Below are 25,732 nucleotides of genomic sequence, written 5' to 3'. Positions count from 1 at the left end.
AATATTTTGTTGTGAATTGTACTAATTTGATATTTTATAGTATTATTTGTCGTGAATTATATCTAACAGAATATATTTTATGGATCTATAAAGGAGAATGTAATGAATACTTCTATCGATATACAACACTTGTGTGATCTTGCACATAAAGCATTTAATGCCCCTGTACATATTTTATCTGCAGACAGAAAAATTTTATATCATTCTACATCTGATAATGTTTGTAGTCCTTTTTATTCTTCAAAAGAAGAACATCTTAGTGATATTTATCAAGAAAACGATCCCTTTAACTTGCCACTTTTCCGAAGTAACAACTATCTTGAAAATTTTGTTCTAATTCATATAGAAAATCATGATGATATTAAAGGGACTATTATAATCGGTCCTACTATACATCCAAAAGATTCAGATGATATGATCATAAAATTTCAGAAAGAATTTAAATCAAATGATAACATTCAAGAAAGACTTGCCTATTATCAGTGTTTATCTGAGATTAAAAAAACTACATTAATTGATATGGGAATTCTATTACATTACATGATTTTCAATGAAAAGTTAGATGTAGATATTGTCTTGGAAAAAAATAAAGTACTAGAGGAAATTCCTAATAAAAATGTGAAACCTGATTTATATATTTTAAAACGTCGACAAAACAAACCTAAAACGCACAATATGTCATTAGTAAATGATTTCTTTTCGACTATTAAAGAAGGGAATAAAAAAAAGTTAATACAGTATATGTATGCGGTTTCGCAAGAAGATGTTGAACTTATGCTAATAGAGGATCCGCTCAGGAATCAAAAAAACCTTGGAATTATTGCGATTACCTTAGCCACTCGATATGCAATAGAAGGAAACCTGCCACCAGATATTGCTTTTGCTCATAGTATTTTATATATACAAACCCTGGAACAATTAGATAATGTAGAATCTGTAAAGCGATTGTCAGGGGATGCTTTACGTACTTTTGCAGATCGTGTGAAAGAATACAATGCAAAAAAGTATTCTTACGCGGTTACTACATGTATAAAACATATTAATAAAAATGTTTACGATGGAATATCTCTGAATGAACTTGCTAATCATTTAGAAATTACGCCTACTTATCTGTCTAAACTATTTAAAAAAGAAATGGGAATTACTTTAAGCGAATATATTCAAAGGGAACGAGTGGAAGAAGCAAAGAAATTATTAACACTCACTACTTATTCGTTATCAGATATCTGTGCTTGGCTTAACTTTAATGACCAAAGTTATTTTATAAGAGTTTTCAAAAAAATCACTAGCATGACCCCTAGGCAGTACCGTGAAAAATATACAATAATATAAGTTTGTTATCTACTGTCTCCAATGTAAAGACTTAAACATGGGTGTAAGTATCCCAAAAAATGAAAATTCACTAACCATTATTTTGCTAAAGGAAACAAAAAGATAGAAGGCTGCAAAGTGTTCCAAGGAAGCTTTGTAGCTTTTTTGTAATTTAAAACCTATGTTTATAACGATGATAAGTTTATAGACTAATATCTTCATATTAGATATTTATTAATAATGATATTGGGATATTTCGTGAAAAAATCAATAATATAACATATATTACTAAATATATCTACATTTTATGCAATTATACATAACTAAATAAAGGTAAAAAAGTATAAAAAAACCTATTATATTATTCTATAAGTATTTTTTCTAAAATAAAATTTCTTGGTTGAGCTAAAATAGTTATTTTTAACCGTATACACATTAATTTGTAATCATTACAATTACAGAAATGAAATTTACGAATAACTATATTTATATAATTTTTTTCGGTTCATATTTTTATTTAACAGTAAATTATCGAGCATAATCGACAAAATTTTTCTATTTACGCATTAAAAATTTAATGTTTTAATGAACAACATAACTGGTATGACCAGACAGAAAGGAGAAGGTTACGCTAATAGGAATTATAGTGAAGTTATAAGTAACATTATGTCTTTAATAATTTTCTAAATAGTCAATTTATTTACAAGAGGTCAAGAATCAAATTGGTAATAAACGTGTTCTAAGTTTCTGCATAACAAAAGTGAAGTTATTCCGCAATAAAAGTATAAGTAATGTACAGTATAATTTCACCTTTTGTTGTCTACTAAGGAGTTTGCTGACAAAACTAAGAGGGATATTATCAAATTGAAATTAAACAATGTTATGACAAGATTAACTGTAAGCATTGGTTTATTGATCCTCACGATTCTGTAAGTTAAACCGCAACTTTAGGAAAGAATTAATAATTTACTACTCATAAGGTGCCTGATTCAAATATAGTTAATAAATTTTTGTTATTTATATTTAAAAAAATAGAGTATCGAAATGAGAGATAAATAAAATCCTTACATCCTATTAGAAGTAAAAAACAACGATATTAACGTATCTGAAAGATTTCTCCTTCTTATCCAGTTTACAAAGAGAGCGGTCGTACAAGTTATATGAATTAAGTTATAAAAACAATGGTAAAGGAGTGTACGGAATGAAAACTAAAATAATGACAGGATTATTAGTCACATCCATTGTAACTGGAGCAACTATTCCTATCAATACTCTCGCAACACCAATCGTTCAAGCGGAAACTCAACAGGAAGGCATGGATATTTCCTCTTCATTACGAAAATTAGGTGCGCAATCTAAATTAATCCAAACGTATATTGATCAATCTTTAATGAGTCCTAATGTACAGCTAGAGGAAGTCCCAGCTTTAAATACCAATCAATTCCTAATCAAACAAGATATGAAGGAATGGTCATCGGAACTCTATCCACAGTTAATTCTATTAAATTCAAAAAGTAAAGGATTTGTAACAAAATTTAATAGTTATTACCCGACATTAAAATCGTTTGTAGACAATAAAGAAGATAGAGAAGGGTTTTCGGATAGACTTGAAGTACTTCAAGAAATGGCTATGACGAATCAAGAAAATGCGCAACGACAAATCAATGAATTAACAGATCTTAAATTACAGCTTGATAAAAAATTAAAAGATTTTGATACTAATGTGGCAACTGCGCAAGGCATACTAAGTACAGATGGAACAGGAAAAATAGATCAGTTAAAAAATGAAATATTAAATACCAAAAAAGCAATTCAAAATGATTTACAGCAAATTGCATTAATACCAGGAGTTTTAAATGAGCAGGGATTTGCTATATTCAAAGAAGTTTATAGTCTTTCAAAAGAAATTATTGAACCAGCTGCTCAAGCAGGGGTGGCAGCGTATAACAAAGGAAAAGAAATTAACAACTCTATTCTAGAAGCGGAGAAAAAAGCGGCGCAAGAAGCGACAGAACAAGGTAAAACTGCTCTAGAGATTGAATCAGCAAAAAAAGCAGCTCGTGAAGCAATTGAGAAAAGCAAACAAGGTGAAATAGCAGCCGCAGCCGCAGCAAAAACACAAGAGTATGACCTGATGAAGGTCATTGATACCGAAAAGATTAAGAAAACATTTGGCGTTTTTGCTGAAGTAAATAAATTAACAGCAGAACAGCGAGCATATTTAGATGATTTAGAGAAACAAAATCAAAAAATATATGATTTAACAACGAAACTATCAATAGCTGATTTACAAAAATCAATGCTTCTTCTTACACAAAATGATTTGCATACGTTTGCAAATCAAGTAGATGTAGAACTGGATCTACTAAAGCGCTATAAAGAAGATTTAAATCTAATAAAAAATAGCATTACAAAATTATCTACTAATGTTGATACAACTAACGAGCAGTCTCAAAAAGATACATTAAGACAATTAAAAAATGTAATAAGTTACCTTGAAGAACAAGTATATAAATTTTAATATTGCGTTTTTAGGGAATTCATACAGATTATAAGCATTTAGCGAAAGAAGGAGAATAGTCATGAAAAAATTTCCATTCAAAGTACTAACTTTAGCTACATTAGCAACTGTTATAACTGCTACTACCGGTAACACTATTCATGCATTTGCACAAGAAACGACCGCTCAAGAACAAAAAGTAGGCAATTATGCATTAGGCCCCGAAGGACTGAAGAAAGCATTAGCTGAAACAGGGTCTCATATTCTAGTAATGGATTTATACGCAAAAACAATGATTAAGCAACCAAATGTAAATTTATCTAATATCGATTTAGGCTCAGAGGGGGGAGAGTTGCTCAAAAATATTCACCTTAATCAAGAGCTGTCACGAATCAATGCGAATTACTGGTTAGATACAGCGAAGCCACAGATTCAAAAAACTGCTCGTAATATTGTAAATTACGATGAACAATTTCAAAATTATTACGACACATTAGTAGAAACTGTACAAAAGAAAGATAAGGCAGGTCTAAAAGAGGGTATAAATGATTTAATTACTACAATCAATACAAATTCAAAAGAAGTTACAGATGTGATTAAGATGCTACAAGACTTCAAAGGGAAACTATATCAAAATTCTACAGATTTTAAAAATAATGTTGGTGGTCCAGATGGGAAAGGTGGATTAACTGCAATATTAGCAGGTCAACAGGCAACGATTCCACAACTTCAAGCTGAAATTGAGCAACTTCGTTCTACACAGAAAAAACATTTTGATGATGTATTAGCATGGTCAATTGGTGGTGGATTGGGAGCAGCTATTTTAGTTATTGCAGCTATTGGAGGAGCGGTAGTTATTGTTGTAACTGGCGGTACAGCAACACCGGCTGTTGTTGGTGGACTCTCGGCTCTTGGTGCAGCTGGTATCGGTCTAGGAACTGCGGCTGGTGTCACAGCATCTAAGCATATGGACTCCTATAATGAAATTTCTAACAAAATCGGAGAATTAAGTATGAAAGCAGATCGTGCTAATCAAGCAGTTCTTTCGCTTACTAACGCGAAAGAAACATTGGCATATTTATATCAGACTGTAGATCAAGCGATATTGTCTCTAACAAATATTCAAAAGCAATGGAATACAATGGGCGCAAATTATACAGATTTACTGGATAATATCGATTCTATGCAAGACCACAAATTCTCTTTAATACCAGATGATTTAAAAGCCGCTAAAGAAAGTTGGAATGATATTCATAAAGATGCAGAATTCATTTCAAAAGATATTGCTTTTAAACAGGAGTAGAACTGAAATTTAAAACCTAAATTGGAGGAAAATGAAATGATAAAAAAAATCCCTTATAAATTACTCGCTGTATCGACGCTATTAACTATTACAACTGCTAATGTAGTTTCACCAGTAACAACTTTTGCAAGTGAAATTGAACAAACGAACAATGGAGATACGACTCTTTCTGCAAATGAAGCGAGAATGAAAGAGACCTTGCAAAAGGCTGGATTATTTGCAAAATCTATGAATGCCTATTCTTATATGTTAATTAAGAATCCTGATGTGAATTTTGAGGGAATTACCATTAATGGATATGTAGATTTACCTGGTAGAATCGTACAAGATCAAAAGAATGCAAGGGCACATGCTGTTACTTGGGATACGAAAGTAAAAAAACAGCTTTTAGATACATTGAATGGTATTGTTGAATACGATACAACATTTGACAATTATTATGAAACAATGGTAGAAGCGATTAATACAGGGGATGGAGAAACTTTAAAAGAAGGGATTACAGATTTGCGAGGTGAAATTCAACAAAATCAAAAGTATGCACAACAACTAATAGAAGAATTAACTAAATTAAGAGACTCTATTGGACATGATGTTAGAGCTTTTGGAAGTAATAAAGAGCTCTTGCAGTCAATTTTAAAAAATCAAGGTGCAGATGTTGATGCCGATCAAAAGCGTCTAGAAGAAGTATTAGGATCAGTAAACTATTATAAACAATTAGAATCTGATGGGTTTAATGTAATGAAGGGTGCTATTTTGGGTCTACCAATAATTGGCGGTATTATAGTGGGAGTAGCAAGGGATAATTTAGGTAAGTTAGAGCCTTTATTAGCAGAATTACGTCAGACTGTGGATTATAAAGTAACCTTAAATCGTGTAGTTGGAGTTGCTTACAGTAATATTAATGAAATGCACAAGGCGCTTGATGATGCTATTAACGCTCTTACTTATATGTCCACGCAGTGGCATGATTTAGATTCTCAATATTCGGGCGTTCTAGGGCATATTGAGAATGCAGCTCAAAAAGCCGATCAAAATAAATTTAAATTCTTAAAACCTAATTTAAATGCAGCGAAAGACAGTTGGAAAACATTACGAACAGATGCTGTTACATTAAAAGAAGGAATAAAGGAATTAAAAGTGGAAACTGTTACTCCACAAAAATAGGGAAATATTAATTCTGCGTAAAGTGAACTAAAACATAGAAAGTCTATGATTACACTGTTAAACAGAAAAGTAATAATTAATAAATCCTTATATAACAGAAAGGCGGAGTCTCATTAAAGACTTCGCCTTTCAATTATATATAAGTATGATTCGAATAAAAAATAACCTTGTAGTTTAATTGCTTTTTTAAAATTTGCAACAGAATCGGTTAATTTGAAGCGGATTATATACATTTTCTTTAATACTTAATGATTTGAAGGCTGCTAAAGAAAGTTCAAACGATACTGATAAAAGATGTAGAACTCATTTTGAAAGACATCGCTTTTTAATAAGATTAGAACTTGAAACCATACCTTATATAGGAGGAATACGAAATGATGAAAAAAATCCCTAATAAACTACTCTCTGTATCAGCGTTTTTAACTATAACAACTACTTATGCAGTCATACCACTAGAAACTTTTGCGATTGAAATTGAACAAACGAACACTGAAAATATATCTCTTTCAGCAAATGAAGAACAGATGAAAAAAGCTTTGCAAGATGCTGGTTTATTTGCAAAAGCTATGAATGAATATTCTTATTTGCTAATTAATAATCCAGATGTGAGTTTTGAAGGAATAACTATTAATGGAAATGCAGATTTACCTAGTAAAATTGTACAAGATCAAAAGAATGCAAGAGCACATGCTGTTACATGGAATACACAAGTAAAAAAACAGCTTTTTGATACATTGACAGGCATTATAGAATACGATACAAAATTTGAAAATTATTATGAAACATTAGTAGAGGCGATTAATACTGGAAATGGAGATACTTTAAAAAAAGGGATTACAGATTTACAGGGAGGAATTCAACAAAATCAAAAGTCTGCAAAAGCATTAATAGAAGAATTAATTCAATTAAAAAATGCTATTGGAGAAGATGTTAGAACATTTGGAAGTCATAAAGAGACATTGCAATCGATTTTAAAAAACCAAGGTGCTGATGTGGAGGCTGACCAAAAGCGTCTAGAGGACCTTTTAGGACAAGTAAAATATCAGAAAGACATAGAATCTAAGGGGTTAGACATGGTGAAAATCCCCTTTATTCCAACCTTGATTGCTGGTGGCATAATGATAGGTGATGCAAGAGGTAAGTTAGGTTGGCTAGAACCTGAATTAGCAAAATTGCGTCAGACTGTAGATTATAAAATAACATTGAATCGTGTAGTTGGAGTTGCATTTCATAATATTAGTGATATGCATAGTATGCTTGATAGTGCTATCACTGCTCTTACTTATATGTCTACGCAATGGGAGGATTTAGATTCTCAATATTCGGGTGTAATGGGACATATTGATAAAGCTGATCAAAAAGCTGATCAAAATAAATATAAATTCTTAACCCCTAGCTTGAATGCAGCGAAAAACAGTTGGAAAACATTAAAAACAGATGTTGTCACTTTGCAAGAAGGGATAAAAATTGCAGAGAAAAAAGAACAGGATTTTTTGAATCAGCTTCGTCCATCAAACGTTTTCTACTTTTATAAAAAAATTCATAACGCATACACTTTTGAAATAAAGACTGGAACAAATGCGCCAAATGCGTCTTATAAAGTTATGAATTTAACTAAAAACACTGTTCATAATATGTGGAGTGGAGGGGCTAATACTAACATGTGGGCTGATTGGCTTTCATTCAATCCAAATGATGAATTTGCGGTAGTAGCAGTAGTGGATGGTAAAGAATATGTTGTGTATAAAGACAAAATACAAAATATAATGAACTGAATCTGAAAGTAACGAAGTAATTGGAGCTGGAGAATAAACTAGACACCAAGTTAATTGAAAAATCTCCTTATATCCTAGAATATTTTGCTCAAGAAAAAGAATTTGTTCAGCGAAAAAGTAAATATTGAACCAAGGAGTTAGTTGTATTATGTGTATGGTTTTACCGAAAGGTTTCAAGTACATTACTCATACAATTATGTAGTTATCCTGAAGCATCTACAGGTGTTCTTATCGACCTTGAAGAACTACTTAGCTTCCTAAGTGGAGTGACTTTATGCAAAATTAAGTGAACGTTTTTGTACATAGATTAGTTGACATTTATATAGATTTTTTTCCATTTTCAAAGATAGTTTTGTTTTTTATGTTATTTTTCAAAAATTACTGTTGAAGTTTCTATATTCATGACTCAGCATATAATCATTGTTTGATGAAATGACATACCACGTCCCTTAGAGTTTCATACGTATTACGATAACTTAAAGAAAAAAGATAATAGTAGTCAACGGTTACTATTATTATCTTTTTTGAACTATTTTTCATTAAAATATCTCATCTGCTGTGCTCCTTATTTACTTTTCCAGATTTTATCCTAGTTTAAAATTTATGCATTTGAACTGTTTATACAATTTGTAGGATTTTTAGCTTTTTTGTCGAATACACTTAATGCAAGGAGGGACATTACATGATTATTAAAGATTATTTCATCAACCTTTCTATTTTTTCTTTATTAGTTAGCGCAGCAATATTTATTCAAGTGTTTACAATTAATTCTAGTCGATATTTCGAAAAGCTCTATGGAGGGATTATTGCAGTTACGTTAATGTTCTTTTCTTTTCCATACATGGGATTTTCTTACGATCTTCGAGTTGTTCCTCTTATTCTATCTTTTATTTACTTTGGTCGTATTGCTGGTTGGATTACGTTAATTAGCATAATTGTAATGCGTATCTTTTACACTGGAGGGTATTGGGAACCTCCTGTGATTGCTTATTTAGGTATGGGGATTCTATTTTCTACTTTTAAAACTTATTTTAAAAAACTACATCCTTTTAAAAGTGCATCGTTATATTTTTCTGTTTTTATTGGAATAAAGTGGTTAGTTGGCGTATTATTTAATACTACATTACTTTACACAGGAGGCCTATTATATATAGCGTTAGGACTTTTAATTGGGCTATTCCTTATGGAAGCCTACCAGAGATTGTATTATTTAACACAGGACTTATCTAAAATGAATCGAGAATTAAAAAAATCGGAGCAAGAACTTGCAGATACCGTACATGAGCTTCAAGGAGGAATTTTTAAATTTAAAAAAGTGGATAAGCACTTTATACACACTTTATGTGATGGACAGTTTTATTATCAAAACGGATTTTATTCTGAACAGGTGGTAGGAAAAAGCTTACGTACTATTGATGCTTCTATTGTTCCTCCACATTTAGTTCCACAATTGATGAAGTACTATCTTCAGGCATGGGAAGGAAAAGAAATTATATTTGAATTACCTTGGCCAAATGATAAAACTATTATTCTTATTGCGCTTAGGCCGATTAAACGAAATGGACAAGTTATTGAAGTTGTTGGTTCTACAGTTGATATAACCGAAAGGAAAAAGGTAGAATCAGAATTAAGCGCTACCAAAGAATTATTGGAATCATTTATAAAGCACAATCTAGATGCTATTACCATTTCTGATCGAGAAGGGCATATTTTACAAGCCAATAAAGCTTATGAAAAGATATTTGGGTGGTCATCACAAGAAATCATAGGTAAGAGATTACCTTGTGTACCAGATTTTTTAATGGAAGAATCGCTCGAAAATATTCAGAAAATTCTAACAGGTGAATCTGTGGTTACTAGATTAGAAACTGTTAGACAAAGGAGCGATGGGAGTCTTCTTGATGTTAGTCTGACAGTTTCTCCTATACTAGATGTAAGAGGAAATGTGATAGCTTTATCAGCAATATGTAGAGACATCTCTGAAAGAAAACAAGCAGAAAGAGAACGGCATCGATTACACCGGCAATTAAGAGATAGTGAAATGAAGTACCGTGCACTAATCGAACAAGCAACTGATGCGGTATATGTAGTAGAGCTGAATGAAGATAATGCTCCAAGTCGATTTATTGAGGTGAACCCTGTTGGGTGTAGAAGATTTGGATATAGTAGAGAAGAGTTGCTCTCATTATCATTTTCAAATATAGTACCACAAGATTCTCAAATGATCGTAAGGCTATTAGAAAAAATTAAAAAGGGACAAACTTCCTTCACTTTGCAAGATGAATATGTTTTTCCAACAGGAAAAGTAATAACAGCTGAGTTTAGTGTTCGTGTTTTTAACTTAAATGGTAAAAAGGTTTTCCTAAGTATTTCTCGTGATATCACTGAACGGCTAAAAACAGAAGAATTATTACGAAAATCTGAAAAACTTGCTGTTGTAGGACAATTAGCGACTGCAATGGCTCATGAGATTAATAATCCATTAACTGCAATGAAAGGGTTCATGCAATTACTAAAATCAACAGAAAATGAGAATAATCAGGGTTATATTAATATAGTATCATCAGAGATTGAGCGTATAGAGAGCATAACAACTGAATTTATGGCGGTAGCCAAACCACAGGTGGTAAAAATACAACCTAATGATATTAGTGTGCTAATGGATCAAGTTTTAATGCTACTACAACCTCAAGCAATGATGCATAATATAAAATTTAGAATCGATCTTAACCCTGGTATTCCATTGATTTCATGTGAAGGAAATCAATTAAAACAAGTATTTGTTAATATATTAAAAAATGCAATTGAATCTATGCCGATGGGAGGGGAAATTCTGATTCAAATAAATATACTTGATAATAATCAAGTAAGAATTCGTTTTATCGATCAAGGGTGTGGGATTCCAAAAGAACGTATACCATACCTTGGAGAACCTTTTTATAGTATTAAAGAAGAGGGGGTTGGCTTAGGGTTAATGATCTGTTATAAAATCATTGAAACACATCAGGGAAAGGTATTTATTGAGAGTGAAGTGAATAAGGGGACTACAGTTGAAGTCACTCTCCCTATTTGTACACTTCAAAATTAATATATTCTTTTACTGAAATTTTTAAAGAAACCATACAGAATGTAATGCTAATGTTACTTAATGAAATAATAAAGAGAAGAACACTGGTAAATTTACCCTATAGAATAGACAATTGAAAAAGCTTGTTATAAAAACGTCCTTTCTTTAGAACTAAAAGAAAGGATGTTTTTAATATTGTAATTATGCTCGAAAACATTTCTTATTTTTACTTTTAATACATTTTTTAACTAATTTTGGTTAAGTTATTTTCAAAGGCGTTATTATTAATTCAATAAGTATATTTACATATCACCATCCCTAATTTTAAAAATAGCCATTTCCTGAAAACTATATATAGTTTCTTTCTGAAAGAAAGGGTATTATCAATTGAAACCACATGAAAGAATATCTGTTTACTCTATAGAATCTTTGCAGGATTTAATGAAATTACTAAAAAAATCTAAAGATTTTATAACGTTGGAAATTGCTTCTAATAATTCCTCTATAGTCATTTCATATTTTAGAACATTAATCGATGTAAATATATTTCATGAAGAGGTTTTGACTTATATAAAAGAGAAGAGCTTCGATTCGTTACAAGATATTCACTCTGTCTTACCTTTTGAGAATTCAAAAATAACAAATCAAATGGAAGATATTCAGGATAGTATTTTAAATGGCTATATACTGATTCAGTTCGATACAGATAAATTAAATTGTTTGTTAGTAAATGTGTCAAAGAAAGAAAAAAGGGATATTACAAAAGCCGAAATTGAATACAATATTGTGGGTCCGCAAATCGCATTTGTCGAAGATTTAGATGTAAATTTAAATTTAGTACGTAGAAAGCTTCCAACACCTTATTTACAAATGAAAGAATTGAAAGTAGGATCTCTCTCTAACACAACTGTTGCGATTGTATTTATTGAGGGAATTGTAAATGATCAAAATCTACAAGAAATTATAAAAAGGGTAAGTCAAATAAAAACAGACCATGTTTTGGATAGTACTTATTTGATGCAGTTAATTGCAGACAACCCGAATTCTATATTCCCTCAATTTTTGAATACAGAACGTCCGGACCGTGTGGCAGCTGTATTAGCAGAAGGGAAAATTGCACTTTTTGTAGATGGCTCGCCTTATGCTATCACTCTTCCAACAACATTAATTGACTTTTTTTCTACGACAGAAGATTACACCATGCCTTGGATTATTTCCTCCTTTTTTCGACTGCTAAGGCTTTTTGCTTTTATTTTTTCTGTCTTAACAACTCCATTATATGTTGCAATTTTAACATATCATTACGAGCTAATTCCGAGAGAACTTCTTGAAACGTTAATCATATCGAGAAGTAAAGTACCTTTTCCTCCAGTTATTGAAGCACTTTTTTTAGAAATAACGATTGAATTACTGAGAGAAGCGGGGGCACGTTTACCAACTAAAGTGGGTCTAACTGTCGGTATAGTAGGTGGTATTGTAATTGGACAGGCATCGGTAGAGGCAAGTCTTACAAGTAATGTACTTATTATCATTGTTGCACTTTCAGCCCTTAGCTCATTTACAGCACCAATATATCGAATTGGTAATACAATTCGAGTAATTCGTTTTCCTTTTATAATCGCCGCACACCTGTTGGGTTTATTAGGAATTGTTTTAACAAGCTCTTTGCTTTTAGCACGTTTATTACGTACAGAATCATTAAGACGTCCTTATTTGTTTCCTTTTTATCCTACACGCCTTACAGATTGGAAAGACAGTATTGTACGTATGCCGATTTCAGCGATGTTTCGACGTCCTATTTTTTCAAGGTCTAAACAGCGTTTTCGCTTTAATCCAGAAGAGGTAGAGAAAAATAAAATACTATCAAGAAATGATTTTGATGATTGAATTTAACAGGGAGGAGCATTATGAAACAGATCCCAATTGAGTATCAAGTCTCTCCATATATGGTATTTTTTTTAATTATTACTATACAGATGGGGGTTGGTATGCTTGGTTTTGAAAGGATTAGTGCAAAATTAGTTGGAAATGATGCGTGGATTAGCACGCTACTTTTTGGAATATCTGTTAATCTTATGATTTGGATCATATATCAGATTTTAAATCAGGGTAATGGAGACATCATTGCAATCAATCAAAACGTACTTGGAAAATGGATTGGTGGAATATTCAACTTCATTTTTTTATCCTATATTGTATTGTTAGGTGCAACAACACTACATACTTATATCGAAGTAGTACATGTTTGGATGTTTCCTTCTATTTCATCTTGGGTTATAGCTGGGGCTTTTTTGGGTTTATGCTATTACATTGTTACTGGAGGATTTCGTGTAGTTGCCGGAATCGGTTTCTTTGGAATCGTTATCCCAAGCATTCTAATCTTCACATTTTTTTATCCTTTGCAGTATGCAGATTTCCGAAATTTATTTCCAATTGCACAGCATTCATTCCTAGAAATTATGAAAGGAATGAAAGGAAATATGTTTAGTTTTTTTGGATTTGAAATGTTATTGCTGTACTACCCATTTATTAAAAAGGCAAAAACGTCTCAAAAATATGCGCACTATGCAAATTTAGTAACGACTATTGTCTACACATACCTTATGATTTTAACTCTTGCGTTTTTTAGTGAAAAACAACTAGCGAGTGCGATATGGGCATATTTAAGCATGATTAAAATTATACAATTTCCCTTTATAGAGCGGTTTGAATACATTATTGTTTCTGTTTGGGCTTTTTTTATATTACCCAATGTTTCCTTTACATTATGGGGAGTAAGTCGTGGTATAAAAGAGGCACTGGGAATAAAGCAAAAATATGTTTTGCCAGTTATCATCCTATTCATCTTTGTTTTATCATTTTTCTTGAATAACCGTAATAAAATTAACTTATTAAATACTTGGACAGGTCAAATGGGCTTTATATATATATATGTATACCTACCTGTACTATGGCTAATTCAAACCGCCAAAATAAAGTTAAGGAGATAAACATGAAGCGATGGATACTTTTCCTTATAGTAAGTGTCTTCTTAATAGGTTGTGCTAAAACGAAAATTGTGGATGACATTGACTTAGTTCAAGTTGCGGCATATGATACCGAAGCAAAAGGTAAGCTAAAAGGAACCTTTGCGATTTCAGCTTATAAAGGAGGCGGGGAAGGTGAAACGAAAATCTATTCAGCATCAGGCCAGACTGGTAGAGAAGTTCTTGCAAGAGCATCCGAAAAATCTTCTGGACCTCTAGAGTTGGGGCAATTGCGTGTTATTATATTTAATGAAAAAATAATTGAAAAGGGAATGCAGGAAATTTTAGAGACTTTGAATCGAAATCCTAGTGTAGGAAATGCAATTTATTTAGCAATTACAAATGTAAAAGGGGAATCACTATTAAAGGGGAACTATTCTGAAGAAAAAGAAATTGCTTCCTATCTATCCTCTTTACTGGAGCAAAATATAGATAATGGAACGCAGCCAAAAACAAATTTTTTTATGTTTTTAAACCAACTTAATGATGATGCGAGAGATTCATATTTACCGATAATATCTAAAAAAGGTAATGTGTTGGAGTTAGATGGAATAGCACTTTTTAAAAGATGTAAAATGGTTGATAAAGTAAACCCTAAAGATTTATTTGTATTTAAATTGTTGACAGATAATTTTAAACAAGGTACATACCAATTCAAACTACCTGGTTCCCCAAATACTTACGCCACGATAGAGAATATAAAAGCTAGAACAAAATATAAGATGGAGGGGAATAGTAAGCATCCATTCGTAAATGCTCATATTCAAGTTAAAGCTGAAATTCAAGAATTTACAAAAACAAAAAATCTAGATAATCCTAAAGAAATAAAAAAATTAGAAAAAATTATGGAAAAAGAAATAGAGAAAAAAGCAACTACATTGATAAAGAGATTTATTAAAAAAGACACAGATCCTATAGGACTTAGAAAGCTTGGTAGAACTCACGTAAGAAAATGGAACAGTCAAGAATGGGAAGAATCCTATAAACAATTACGTTTTCGTGTAACAGCTGATGTAAAAGTAACCCAATCTGGTGTTACAGAATAAATCAAATAAGATATGGGGAATTTTAATGAAAAAATATAGTCTCGCAGGAGATTAGGGAGAAGAGAAACGATTAACAAAGAATTTCATAAACATTAAGATGCTTTGTTAATCGTTTTTATACCTGTAGCTTTATCACTTATAGTAATCATAATTATAATAAAAGAACACCGAAACAAATTCCCGATACCACATAATTATAAGAGGACAATAAAGCATCAAGATATAATGTATGCTTTGTCTGGAAAAAAGAATTAAGTACTTCAAAGTTAAACACTTAACTTTAAAGTAGTTGTAGCACTTCAACTAGACTGTGCCCCCGAAAGTTAGAAAGGTCGGTTTATTAAGTAGTCTCTAGGGAATGAGCCTAGTACAATACTGGATTCATTTCCTTTTATTTTTCCTTGATTCTTTCATGATTATAGTACTTTATCTACTTTGCTAATTCTTGTTTGAATTCTGTTATACTTTCAAATTCTTTCGATACAGAAATAGACATACAAAAACGCCATTCTTTCTTATAAATCTACAGAAAGAATGGCGTATTCTTCAAAAGTGAGTTCCTTTATTGAAAAGCTTTAGTTCTATATGACAGATAAAAGGGCAAGCAACGCTAAAATAGCGAGAAATCCTTGTTTCATGATAATTGATTTATTGGATGTGAAACCTCCGAAAATAGCTGCTACCACTACACAAATGATGAAAAATAATTGAATCATATAACCAATGGGATTATTTCCAAGTATAAGTCCCCGAATGAGGCCAGCTGCTAAGAATTCATTATATAAACCGTTTGCAAATTAATTGTCTAAGTATTTCTAAGTTTAAAGAGTACAGTGTCTTCGTTTTTTATTGAATCAACTTTTACATGTTGGTTCAATATTTTCTATTCTCTTGGAACTTAGTTCTCGTTTACTTCTCACAAAAGCAATAAAATCTATTATCTCTTCTGTTGACAGTGCTTCTCCATCTATTAAAAGTGTTGGATCTGGATCGTTTAGGAGTCTTGTAATATCAATTACATCTTTGTTTTGATGTGAATGTTCAATTCGACCTAATATATAATCTACAGATGTATCAAATAAATCGGCTATTTTTGATAAAGATTGTAATGAAGGTAATCTATAACCATTTTCATACCCGGCATAGGTGCTTTTCGCAATCCCAAGTCGATCTGCTGTCTCTTGTAAGGACCATTTTTGATTTTTTCTTAATTTAGATAAACGTTCCAGCATTCGTCTCATACCCCATCTAATTTTATTAAATTAATTATAACATAGAAAAAGAATCAAGAATAGAAAAAAAGTACGCGTATTGAATACAAAATCTTGATTAATTCAAATTAAGTTCTATAATGATAAATATAAATACGCATTACGCGAACGATATATCGTTGTTTATTTTATGGAGGGGTTGTGTATGAAGAAAATTTTATTACTTGCAACTGGTGGGACAATTGCATCTGTGGAGGGGAATGAGGGGCTTGTTCCAGGATTGTCCGCTGAGGAATTATTGAATTATTTTTCGAAGTCTTCTCGAAACTTAGAAATAGATTGCAAAATCTTAATGAATATTGATAGTACCAATATGCAACCTGAGCACTGGAAAGAAATAGCTAATGCTGTTTTTAATCACTATGATGACTATGACGGGTTTGTGATTACACATGGAACGGATACGTTAGCTTATACATCTTCCGCGTTATCTTATATGCTTCAAGGTTTAAGAAAACCAGTTGTTTTAACAGGTTCACAAGTACCTATTAGTTTTAAAAAGACAGACGCAAAGAAAAATGTAGCTGATGCTCTTAGATTTGCCTGTGAGGATGTTGGCGGTGTGTTTATTGTTTTTGATAGTAGGGTGATTATTGGGACGAGAGCAGTTAAAATGCGAACAAAAAGTTATGATGCATTTGAAAGTGTGAATTATCCATATGTTGCTGAGGTAAATGAAGATGAACTGAAATATCATTGGAAGCCAAAGTCCTCCCATAATGAACTTTCAATAAATACTAATTTATGTACGGATGTTTTTCTTATGAAATTGTATCCAGGTACAAAATCAGAGATATTTGATTGTTTAAAAGATTTGTACAAAGGGATTATTATTGAAAGTTTTGGTAACGGTGGATTACCTTTTGAAGGAAGGAACTTGCTTTCGAAAATTCAAGAGTTGACTGAAATGGGGATTGCTGTAGTGATTACTACTCAATGCCTGGAAGAAGGAGAAGACATACTTCTCTATGAAGTAGGACGGAAAGTGGCACAACATCAAGTAATATTATCTGGAGATATGAATACGGAAGCCATCATAGCAAAATTGATGTGGGCGCTTGGGAAAACTAATAAATTAGAAGAGATTAAAAAAATTATTGAAGAGCCTTTAGCCTACGATTTAACAATAAAATCTGATAAGGATTGGTAATGACTTCATATGATTTATTTAGGTTTTACATTTAATATGGGGGAGAAATTAAAATGGAAATGACAAACAAGAACGTGCGAGTGGAGAATGATTTTTTGGGAGGAAAGGAATTACCTATTGAGGCATATTACGGAATTCAAACTTTACGCGCTGTTGAAAATTTCCCGATTACAGGGTATAAAATTCATGAAAGTTTAATTAAAGCGTTCGCAGTTGTAAAAAAAGCTGCAGCGCTTGCCAATACAGATGTAGGAAGATTGGAATTAAACAAGGGCGGTGCCATCGCAGAAGCTGCTCAAGAAATTCTTGATGGAAAATGGCATGATCATTTCATCGTAGATCCAATCCAAGGCGGAGCGGGTACTTCAATGAACATGAATGCAAATGAAGTCATTGCCAATCGTGCCCTTGAATTATTAGGGATGGAAAAGGGAGACTATCATTATATTAGTCCAAATAGTCATGTAAACATGGCGCAATCAACAAATGATGCATTCCCAACGGCGATTCATATCGCAACATTAAACGCATTAGAAGGCTTATTACAAACGATGGGTTATATGCACGATATATTTGAATTAAAAGCAGAACAGTTCGACCATGTGATTAAAATGGGTCGTACACATTTACAAGACGCTGTGCCAATTCGTCTTGGACAAGAATTTAAAGCATATTCTCGCGTACTTGAACGTGATATGAAACGTATTCAACAATCGCGTCAACACTTATATGAAGTAAATATGGGGGCAACTGCAGTTGGTACAGGCTTAAATGCAGATCCAGAATATATTGAAGCAGTTGTAAAACATTTAGCTGCAATTAGTGAACTCCCGCTTGTCGGTGCAGAAGATTTAGTAGATGCGACGCAAAATACGGATGCGTATACTGAAGTATCTGCAGCACTGAAAGTATGTATGATGAATATGTCTAAAATTGCGAATGACCTTCGCTTAATGGCATCAGGTCCTCGTGTTGGTTTAGCTGAAATTATGTTACCAGCTCGCCAACCAGGTTCTTCTATTATGCCAGGGAAAGTAAACCCTGTTATGCCAGAAGTAATTAATCAAATTGCGTTCCAAGTAATTGGTAATGACCATACAATTTGCCTTGCTTCAGAAGCAGGACAATTAGAATTAAACGTTATGGAACCAGTACTTGTTTTCAACTTACTGCAATCGATTAGCATTATGAATAACGGTTTCCGTGCCTTTACAGATAATTGCTTAAAAGGAATTGAAGCGAATGAAGATCGCTTAAAAGAGTATGTTGAGAAAAGTGTAGGAATTATTACAGCCGTGAACCCTCATATCGGTTATGAAGCAGCAGCTCGCGTTGCGAAAGAAGCAATCGCGACAGGGCAATCCGTTCGAGAACTTTGTGTGAAAAATGGTGTACTGTCACAAGAAGACTTAGAATTAATTCTAGATCCATTCGAAATGACACACCCAGGGATTGCAGGAGCAACTCTTTTAAAGAAAAATTAAAAGAAGAGGGGGGAGAAGTCCCTCCTCTTTGTTTACAATATAAGGATGTTATACGTGAATAGAGGTAGGGAGATTATAAGTAAGTATACAGTGGCGTTTAATGGTTCATAGAAACAAAATTAAGAGGAGCAGCAATATAATCAACATCACTTTTAAATAAAGAGGATTTATTAAAACATCCTATCATGTTAACAACAAGTTTACATGAATCTTTATAAATAACTATGACCAACCATGAATCAATAGTTGGCCATAATGATCTTAAAGACCCATATCTTTTAATCCAGGACTATGCTCATTTGGCATTTCAGGAAGTTCTGGTACAGGAAAACCTTTTGGCGGGTCAGTTACTGCTAATGTTCCTTTGTTTCTACTTGGTGATTCACCTTGGAATATTTCTCCCATTCTTGTTGGATCTAAGCTAAAATTAAATTGTGCGTTATGGAATCCCATGTCTACATACTTTCTGCACTCTGGGTATTTATTAATATCATAGTTCGGCACAGGGAAGAGTTTTCCCCATTCAACACCCAATGTCTCTAAAGCTTTTGCGAAAGCATTTTGATGTGCATTATCACGTACAATTAAAAATGCAAGAGTTTCTCTAAATGTTTGATTAGAACTCATTTCATAAATTCTAGTCTTTTGAAGTACGCCTGTAGATTCAAGTACGACATTATCTAGTAAATCGCTAATTAAGTTTCCATGACTATATACCCAAGATCCATTCCACGGATTTCCAGCTGCATCAACAGGTAATGAACTTTGAGCACCTACAATAAAGTGGTGAGGGTTTGCATGTTTAACCGCTTCATCAAGCGGTGCGTTGTCAATACCAGCATTTCCTGGCGTAGGTTCACCAGATCCAGTTAGTAGCTGATTAATTGTATGTTGTACAAGTTCTACATGGCTTATTTCCTCTAAAAAAACACCTCGAAGTAAATCGCGATATTGCTTCTCTTTACCTCTAAAATTTGAGCTTTGGAAGAAGTATTGCATCATTGTACGCATTTCGCCATAATGCCCACCTAATATTTCTTGTAAAACTTTTGCGGCAGCTGGATCTGGCTTGTCCGGCTTGATAATATTAATCAGTTCTTCTTTATAATAAAACATGAAGTACACCTCTTTTAAGTTAGTTAACATTGTTATCGTGTCCGCTAATTGGTTACTTAATACTCAAATTCATTTTTTTACCAATAAATCATGATCTCAAAATGCAAATTCTTTTGGAAATAACTATTTTCGATATGAGATGAAAATGGGGGAATAGCTACTTACAATTTAATAAAAAAGATAAGATTACGGAGTGTAATCTTATCTTTTTATTAAGAATAATAAATTGTATCTTCAAGGTTTTAAAATGACTTTTATACAATCATCTTCACGATTATTAAAAATTTGATAACCATAGCTCGCTTCTTCAAGGGGGATTTTGTGTGTAATAATCTCTTTTGGATCGAATTCTTTGTTTATTATTTTTTCAAATAGTTCCGGCATAAAATGAATAACAGGTGCTTGTCCCATTTTAAGGTTAATATTTCTAACCCAAAATGCTCCGAGTGGAAATGCATTATAATTGCCACCATAAACGCCAGTCATTTGAACCGTTCCATATTTTCTTACGGCTTTCGTAGCGATTTGAATAGGGCCGAGAGTTCCGCCTTGTAATTTTAATTTTTGTTCTAGAAATTCTAGTGGCGATTTTTTTCCATCCATGCCCACGCAATCAATGACTACATCGGCACCGCCATGTGTGATTTCCTTTAAATGTTCTCCCATATCGGGGGATTTTGTAAACTCAAATACCTCAACATTGTTAATCTTTTTTGCATAATTTATACGATAATCTAAGTAATCGACTGCGATTACACGCTTAGCACCTTGCATCCAAGCAAATTTTTGTGTCATTAATCCAACAGGCCCGCAACCAAGGACGATAACAGTATCACCTGGCTTAACACCAGCGTTTATTACACTCCAATAGGCTGTTGGCAAAACATCGGATAAAAACAGTAAAGATTCATCTTCAAGTTCGCATGATTCTGGTATAACAAATGGAGTGAAATTTCCAAAAGGAACTTTTAAATATTCTGCTTGTCCACCTGGATGGTTACCAAATTTCTCTGTATAACCAAAGTATCCACCAGAATCATAATGAGGATTGGAGTTATCACATTGGCTTTCCATTTCATGTTGGCAATAAAAACAATGTCCACAAGAAACGTTGAAGGGGATGACAACACGATCTCCTTTTTTCACTTTAGTAACATCTGGACCAACTTCTTCAACAATGCCCATTGGCTCATGACCAATAATGTAACCTGGAGGTAAAGGCATGTTGCCCTGATATAAATGTAAATCAGAACCGCAAATAGCAGTTGAAGTAATTTTTACTATAATATCATCTTTTTTCTCTAACTTTGCATCATCAACCTGTTTAACTTGTACTTGGTTTGGTCCTTGATAGGTTACAGCTTTCATCTCATATCTCCTTAGGAATCATTTTTCATAATTTATCTCGCTATTTGCCGGCTGCCCGTAAAAGCCCGATTGATGAGGGCTGATAATCACCCGGGGATGAACAAAACCCCACTGATTAAAATTTCACTTTATATGTATCTCTTGATAAAATATAAATTTTTAGTAAAGAGAAACCTGTACATAGTGTTGTTATGAAAGTATGTTATAGCAACTCTTCTTTCTTATATCTTTTGCCCTATTTTAAGAAGAAACTCAATAATTATTCATAATCTAATTTCCATAAAAAGGATAATTATTATTTCATAATTTGTCGCATATTAAAAACATCGGAGGTGAAATAATATGGCAAACAATAATAGTGGAAATCGTAATGAATTATTAGTTCGAGGTGCTGAACAGGCTCTTGATCAAATGAAATATGAAATTGCACAAGAGTTTGGTGTACAACTTGGTGCAGATACAACAGCTCGTTCAAACGGATCTGTTGGTGGTGAAATTACAAAACGTTTAGTTGCAATGGCTGAACAACAACTTGGTGGTAGAGCTAACCGCTAAGAGAATTCGTATAAAATATAGCGAATATGTAAATCAATTTCTTTTGTATATGTATAAAAATAAAAACCCTTATAGTAAATGGATTCTCACTCAAAGATTATTGATAATCTTCTTTCATAATCTTTGGGTATTTAATTTGTAAACGACTTTCCTAAACAATAAACACGCAGTGTTGGAAAGGTGTTTTCCATGCATAGTAGAAAAGCTTTTGCAGGAAAAAGCATACTTAAAAATTTGATTTCAATATTGAAATCAATATTGATTATGATATTTTCGAAAGGGAGGAATTTAAAAATGGGTATTTTAAGTGGAAACCCTCAAAATGAACCGTTACATTACGGAGAAGTATTTGATATTTGGAGTTATCTTCTAGCCGCACAAGGTGGAATCGCAAGCCATCAAGTATTTATGAATCATACAGGTGACGAAGATTTGAAGAAGTTTTTAGAAAGCTTAATTGAAAATGATATGAATTCAGAAATAGAAGAGTTAAAAACTCTTTTAAAAGTTAATGGCGTAGCTTTACCGCCAGCTCCGCCAGAACGACCAGTTGCATCTATTGAAGACATTCCTCCTGGAGCACGTATTAATGATGCAGAAATTGCAGCAGCGGTTTCTACAGGATTAGCAGCTGGACTTGTGACATGTAGTCAAGTGATGGGAAAATGTCTTCGAGAAGATGTCGGAATGCTATTTGGACAATTTCATATGAAAAAAGCGCAAGCAGGTGTAACGTTACTGCGTTTAAGTAAGAAAAAAGGGTGGGTAGTTCCACCTCCATTACATGTGAAAAACTCTGATCAAGCTTAATAAACAAAAATAAAAAAGTGGCATTGGCCACTTTTTTATTTTTTAGATGTATCCTCAACTTTAGATTTATTTATTGTAGAAGAATCCATATATTCATCTGACATTTCCATAGCATATTTATCATGATGAATATGATTGTGATTTCTTAATTCATCGTCGTTACGCAGTACTAACCTCTTCATATAAATGTGGAAGAAAACCTCTATTCCGCCAATAATTAAAGCGGCTAAGAATGAAGAAAGTCCAATATTACGAGTAGCATCTAAATTAGTAAACAAGTATGTTAAAAGCCAAATTCCGAAGAAGCTTAAGCCGAAATCTGCCATTGTAGCAATCGTATTTCCGTATTTAGGTAAAATGAAGAGATCGCCGATTAAATAGGCAGCTCCTGTTAAGAAAAGAGAAATGAGTAATACTCTAGGAATGGAAATGCCTTGAAAGATACTGAGTACGATAAGTAATACTGCAGTTATCGCTGTGTATTTAATTAATAAAGCAATAATATGTTTCATCATTTTCCTCCATTGTTTAAACGTATATGGAATAAAATATTTCATTAGAAACGGGTTATGCTTTTATATAGCGTAACCCGTTTCATTTTCTGATGGAGGCCTATTTATAATATCCCATGGCACGTATATTGTATTTCGTTCTCCTATACACTATTATGTTGGGCTTAAAGGGCATCAATTATACCTTTGAATTCACGGTCGTAATTACCAATTAATTAGCTATATATTTTAGCATGTAATTTAACATATTAAAGAAAGAAGGAGGTGAATGAACATGTCAAACAATAACAGTGGAAGTAGCAATCAATTATTAGTACGTGGCGCTGAACAAGCTCTTGATCAAATGAAATATGAAATTGCTCAAGAATTTGGCGTACAACTTGGAGCAGATGCAACAGCTCGTGCAAACGGATCTGTTGGTGGTGAAATTACGAAACGTCTTGTATCACTAGCTGAGCAACAACTTGGCGGTGGCGTTACTCGTTAATTTTATATATGAAATGGATATAAAGGAGAGGCATGCCGTCTCTCCTTTCTCATACATTTTTATTTGTTTAACTTTTAGACTCTCGAGGTTTTAAATACATAATGAATTTTTGTGAAATAAAAGGATAAAAGATAAGAGGTTATATTTGATGCGAAAGGGGCAGAAAAAATGAAATATGAAGCGTTATTTACAGTTGAGATTTCTGTAGGAAGTGAGAGAGTAGCAAACCATAAAATAAAGGCACATGATGTCGTTGATGTTGTTGAAAAGCTTGCTGAAAAGTACTTAAGTAATCATGAGGGACATTCTCAAAATGAATAAAGGAGAATCGTAATATGACCTGTCATGATGTTAAGAACGAAACGAAAGAAAAAAAAGATTTAAAATGGTGGCAACTCTCACTTATTGGAATTGGTTGTACGATAGGAACGGGCTTTTTTTTAGGATCCAGTATAGGGATTAAAATAGGTGGATCTTCAATTATTCTTATTTTGATTTTAACTGGATTCACTACATATATTGTATTTGAAGCATTGGCAAAAATGGCTGTGGAAGATCCGCAAAAAGGATCGTTTCGCATTTATTCAAGAAAAGCTTTTGGAAATTGGGCGGGTTTTAGTCACGGATGGACATATTGGTGTTCGGAGTTGCTTATTATGGGCAGCCAGTTAAGTGCGTTAGGAATCTTTTCACGTTACTGGTTCCCTAAAATACCACTATGGATATTTGCTGCTGTATATGGAGTAGCGGCTATATTAATTATTTTTATAGGGGTAAAAATATTCGAACGTTTAGAAAAATGGATGGCTATTATAAAAATCGCGGCTATTATAGGGTTCATTGTGATTGCTATTTTGGTTATTTTAGGATTTATAAAGGGTGGTTTATATAAGGCGCAAATTCCACGGAATTTTAAAGATTGGTTCCCAAATGGATTAAAAGGCACTTGGTCCTCTCTGATTTATGCATTTTATGCATTTGGAGGAATCGAAATTATGGGGTTAATGACAATAAGACTGAAAGACCCTAAAGATGCACAAAAATCAGGGAGAGTAATGTTAATGATTTTAACGATTATTTACGTAGTCTCTTTAGGGTTGGCAATTATGATGGTTCCGTTAAATCAGTTTAATACGAAAGAAAGTCCTTTTGTAATAGCATTACAAGACTATAATTTGCCGTATGTGCCATTTATTTTAAATGTAGTATTAATTTTAGCGGGTTTTTCAACGTTAGTTGGTTCATTATTTGCAGTGACAAGTGTATTAATGAACTTAGCTGAAGAAGGTGATGCACCTGCGATGTTTGCGAAAAAAAACAAGAAAAATATCTCGTTTCCAGCTTTAATTCTTATTATAATGGGGCTTGGTGCTTCTATCCTTAGTGCTTTATTACTACCAAAAAATATATATGAATATGTAACAACTGCAGCTGGATTAATGTTGTTATATACATGGAGTTTAATCCTTCTTTCCTTTTGGAGACTAATGAATCCAAAAGGGTGGATGCAGATAAAAAGTATTATTGGTCTTATTATGATTGCACTAGCTGTTAGTGGAACACTATTACAAAAAACAACGCGTTTTGGTTTCTTAGTGAGCTTGTTGTTTTTAGGAATAGTTATTATTGTTACTATAATTGTTCATTTTGTCTCACGAAAAAGGAATCCAGCTATATAATCTGTACCCTTTGTAAAGGACATTTTGAAAAAAGTTAGGCAACATCAAGAAGATGATTTCTGTATCCAACAGGAGTCATCTTTTTTAAATTCCATTGATATCTATAGT

Annotated in this window: 21 protein-coding genes and 2 pseudogenes; 17 read left to right on the top strand and 6 right to left on the bottom strand. The window is 32.8% G+C overall.

The annotated features are described in order from the left end of the window. The first annotated feature begins 102 nt into the window (after positions 1 to 102). From MR167_RS13520 to MR167_RS13475, 10 genes and pseudogenes are all read left to right on the top strand, one after another. Positions 103 to 1,332, top strand: a complete 1,230-nt coding sequence (locus MR167_RS13520; protein WP_001097907.1) for a helix-turn-helix domain-containing protein — start codon at positions 103 to 105, stop codon at positions 1,330 to 1,332. A 1,180-nt stretch (positions 1,333 to 2,512) separates the two neighbouring features. Continuing rightward, on the top strand, positions 2,513 to 3,832 hold the full coding sequence (gene hblC / locus MR167_RS13515) for a hemolytic enterotoxin HBL lytic component L2 (protein WP_242314815.1): 1,320 nt from the start codon (positions 2,513 to 2,515) through the stop codon (positions 3,830 to 3,832). A 61-nt stretch (positions 3,833 to 3,893) separates the two neighbouring features. Continuing rightward, positions 3,894 to 5,114: a hemolytic enterotoxin HBL lytic component L1 gene (gene hblD / locus MR167_RS13510; RefSeq protein WP_000714435.1), complete on the top strand. Its 1,221-nt coding sequence runs from the start codon at positions 3,894 to 3,896 to the stop codon at positions 5,112 to 5,114. A gap of 36 nt (positions 5,115 to 5,150) precedes the next feature. Beyond that, complete coding sequence (hblA, locus tag MR167_RS13505) at positions 5,151 to 6,278, top strand: hemolysin BL binding component B (RefSeq protein ID WP_000591978.1); 1,128 nt, start codon at positions 5,151 to 5,153, stop codon at positions 6,276 to 6,278. A 374-nt stretch (positions 6,279 to 6,652) separates the two neighbouring features. Next, complete coding sequence (gene hblB, locus MR167_RS13500; protein WP_242314813.1) at positions 6,653 to 8,053, top strand: hemolysin BL regulatory component HblB; 1,401 nt, start codon at positions 6,653 to 6,655, stop codon at positions 8,051 to 8,053. Positions 8,054 to 8,073: 20 nt separating this feature from the next. Beyond that, a pseudogene (locus MR167_RS13495) lies at positions 8,074 to 8,301 on the top strand (hypothetical protein); the annotation flags it as partial. 434 nt (positions 8,302 to 8,735) lie between these two features. Next, a complete protein-coding gene (locus MR167_RS13490; RefSeq protein ID WP_000584294.1) occupies positions 8,736 to 11,141 on the top strand; it encodes a PAS domain S-box protein in 2,406 nt (801 codons plus the stop codon). Between the two features lie 366 nt (positions 11,142 to 11,507). Continuing rightward, positions 11,508 to 13,007, top strand: a complete 1,500-nt coding sequence (locus MR167_RS13485) for a spore germination protein (protein WP_000802307.1) — start codon at positions 11,508 to 11,510, stop codon at positions 13,005 to 13,007. 20 nt (positions 13,008 to 13,027) lie between these two features. Then, complete coding sequence (locus MR167_RS13480; RefSeq protein WP_000809703.1) at positions 13,028 to 14,110, top strand: GerAB/ArcD/ProY family transporter; 1,083 nt, start codon at positions 13,028 to 13,030, stop codon at positions 14,108 to 14,110. Positions 14,111 to 14,112: 2 nt separating this feature from the next. Then, positions 14,113 to 15,192, top strand: a complete 1,080-nt coding sequence (locus MR167_RS13475; RefSeq protein WP_000832875.1) for a Ger(x)C family spore germination protein — start codon at positions 14,113 to 14,115, stop codon at positions 15,190 to 15,192. A gap of 581 nt (positions 15,193 to 15,773) precedes the next feature. Here the strand turns inward: MR167_RS13475 and MR167_RS13470 are convergent. Together MR167_RS13470 and ansR are read right to left on the bottom strand one after the other, a co-directional pair. Then, positions 15,774 to 15,989 (bottom strand): annotated as a pseudogene (locus tag MR167_RS13470) (DUF1304 domain-containing protein); the annotation flags it as partial. Positions 15,990 to 16,046: 57 nt separating this feature from the next. After that, positions 16,047 to 16,424, bottom strand: a complete 378-nt coding sequence (ansR, locus tag MR167_RS13465) for an HTH-type transcriptional regulator AnsR (protein WP_000893569.1) — start codon at positions 16,422 to 16,424, stop codon at positions 16,047 to 16,049. A gap of 184 nt (positions 16,425 to 16,608) precedes the next feature. Between ansR and ansA the strand changes: the two genes are divergently transcribed. Together ansA and aspA are read left to right on the top strand one after the other, a co-directional pair. Next, on the top strand, positions 16,609 to 17,613 hold the full coding sequence (gene ansA / locus MR167_RS13460; RefSeq protein ID WP_242314811.1) for an asparaginase: 1,005 nt from the start codon (positions 16,609 to 16,611) through the stop codon (positions 17,611 to 17,613). Between the two features lie 53 nt (positions 17,614 to 17,666). Beyond that, a complete protein-coding gene (gene aspA / locus MR167_RS13455; protein ID WP_042598234.1) occupies positions 17,667 to 19,097 on the top strand; it encodes an aspartate ammonia-lyase in 1,431 nt (476 codons plus the stop codon). Positions 19,098 to 19,358: 261 nt separating this feature from the next. Here aspA and MR167_RS13450 read toward each other — a convergent pair whose 3' ends face one another. Both MR167_RS13450 and MR167_RS13445 read right to left on the bottom strand, forming a co-directional pair. Beyond that, the gene (locus tag MR167_RS13450; protein WP_000500352.1) at positions 19,359 to 20,213 is read right to left on the bottom strand and encodes a manganese catalase family protein; all 855 of its coding nucleotides are present in this window, start codon (positions 20,211 to 20,213) and stop codon (positions 19,359 to 19,361) included. A 234-nt stretch (positions 20,214 to 20,447) separates the two neighbouring features. Further along, positions 20,448 to 21,581, bottom strand: a complete 1,134-nt coding sequence (locus MR167_RS13445) for a zinc-dependent alcohol dehydrogenase (RefSeq protein ID WP_242314809.1) — start codon at positions 21,579 to 21,581, stop codon at positions 20,448 to 20,450. Between the two features lie 342 nt (positions 21,582 to 21,923). Here MR167_RS13445 and sasP point away from each other — a divergent pair, with 342 nt between their 5' ends. Both sasP and MR167_RS13435 read left to right on the top strand, forming a co-directional pair. Further along, positions 21,924 to 22,136, top strand: coding sequence for a small acid-soluble spore protein, SasP family (gene sasP / locus MR167_RS13440; RefSeq protein ID WP_000002833.1), 213 nt, complete (start codon positions 21,924 to 21,926; stop codon positions 22,134 to 22,136). Between the two features lie 294 nt (positions 22,137 to 22,430). After that, complete coding sequence (locus tag MR167_RS13435) at positions 22,431 to 22,946, top strand: DUF3231 family protein (RefSeq protein ID WP_000512139.1); 516 nt, start codon at positions 22,431 to 22,433, stop codon at positions 22,944 to 22,946. A 35-nt stretch (positions 22,947 to 22,981) separates the two neighbouring features. Here the strand turns inward: MR167_RS13435 and MR167_RS13430 are convergent, their stop codons facing one another. Continuing rightward, a complete protein-coding gene (locus MR167_RS13430; protein WP_000680463.1) occupies positions 22,982 to 23,458 on the bottom strand; it encodes a YndM family protein in 477 nt (158 codons plus the stop codon). Positions 23,459 to 23,732: 274 nt separating this feature from the next. Between MR167_RS13430 and MR167_RS13425 the strand changes: the two genes are divergently transcribed. From MR167_RS13425 to MR167_RS13415, 3 genes are all read left to right on the top strand, one after another. Continuing rightward, positions 23,733 to 23,945 (top strand): alpha/beta-type small acid-soluble spore protein, encoded by a 213-nt coding sequence (locus MR167_RS13425; RefSeq protein WP_000069660.1) that lies wholly within the window; start codon positions 23,733 to 23,735, stop codon positions 23,943 to 23,945. Positions 23,946 to 24,113: 168 nt separating this feature from the next. Beyond that, positions 24,114 to 24,266 carry a hypothetical protein gene (locus tag MR167_RS13420; RefSeq protein ID WP_000872954.1) on the top strand — a complete coding sequence of 51 codons (153 nt, stop codon included), beginning with the start codon at positions 24,114 to 24,116 and terminating at the stop codon, positions 24,264 to 24,266. Positions 24,267 to 24,280: 14 nt separating this feature from the next. Continuing rightward, a complete protein-coding gene (locus MR167_RS13415; RefSeq protein ID WP_000128224.1) occupies positions 24,281 to 25,624 on the top strand; it encodes an amino acid permease in 1,344 nt (447 codons plus the stop codon). A gap of 34 nt (positions 25,625 to 25,658) precedes the next feature. Here MR167_RS13415 and MR167_RS33350 read toward each other — a convergent pair. Then, the coding region (locus MR167_RS33350) for an IS3 family transposase (RefSeq protein WP_325782561.1) at positions 25,659 to 25,732 on the bottom strand (74 nt) is incomplete at its 5' end.

The sequence above is a fragment of the Bacillus cereus group sp. BfR-BA-01355 genome (assembly GCF_022663675.1).
In the GTDB taxonomy this organism is placed as follows: domain Bacteria; phylum Bacillota; class Bacilli; order Bacillales; family Bacillaceae_G; genus Bacillus_A; species Bacillus_A thuringiensis_S.
Note: the sequence above shows the minus strand (reverse complement) of the source record. Positions and strands in the feature narration are given on the sequence as shown.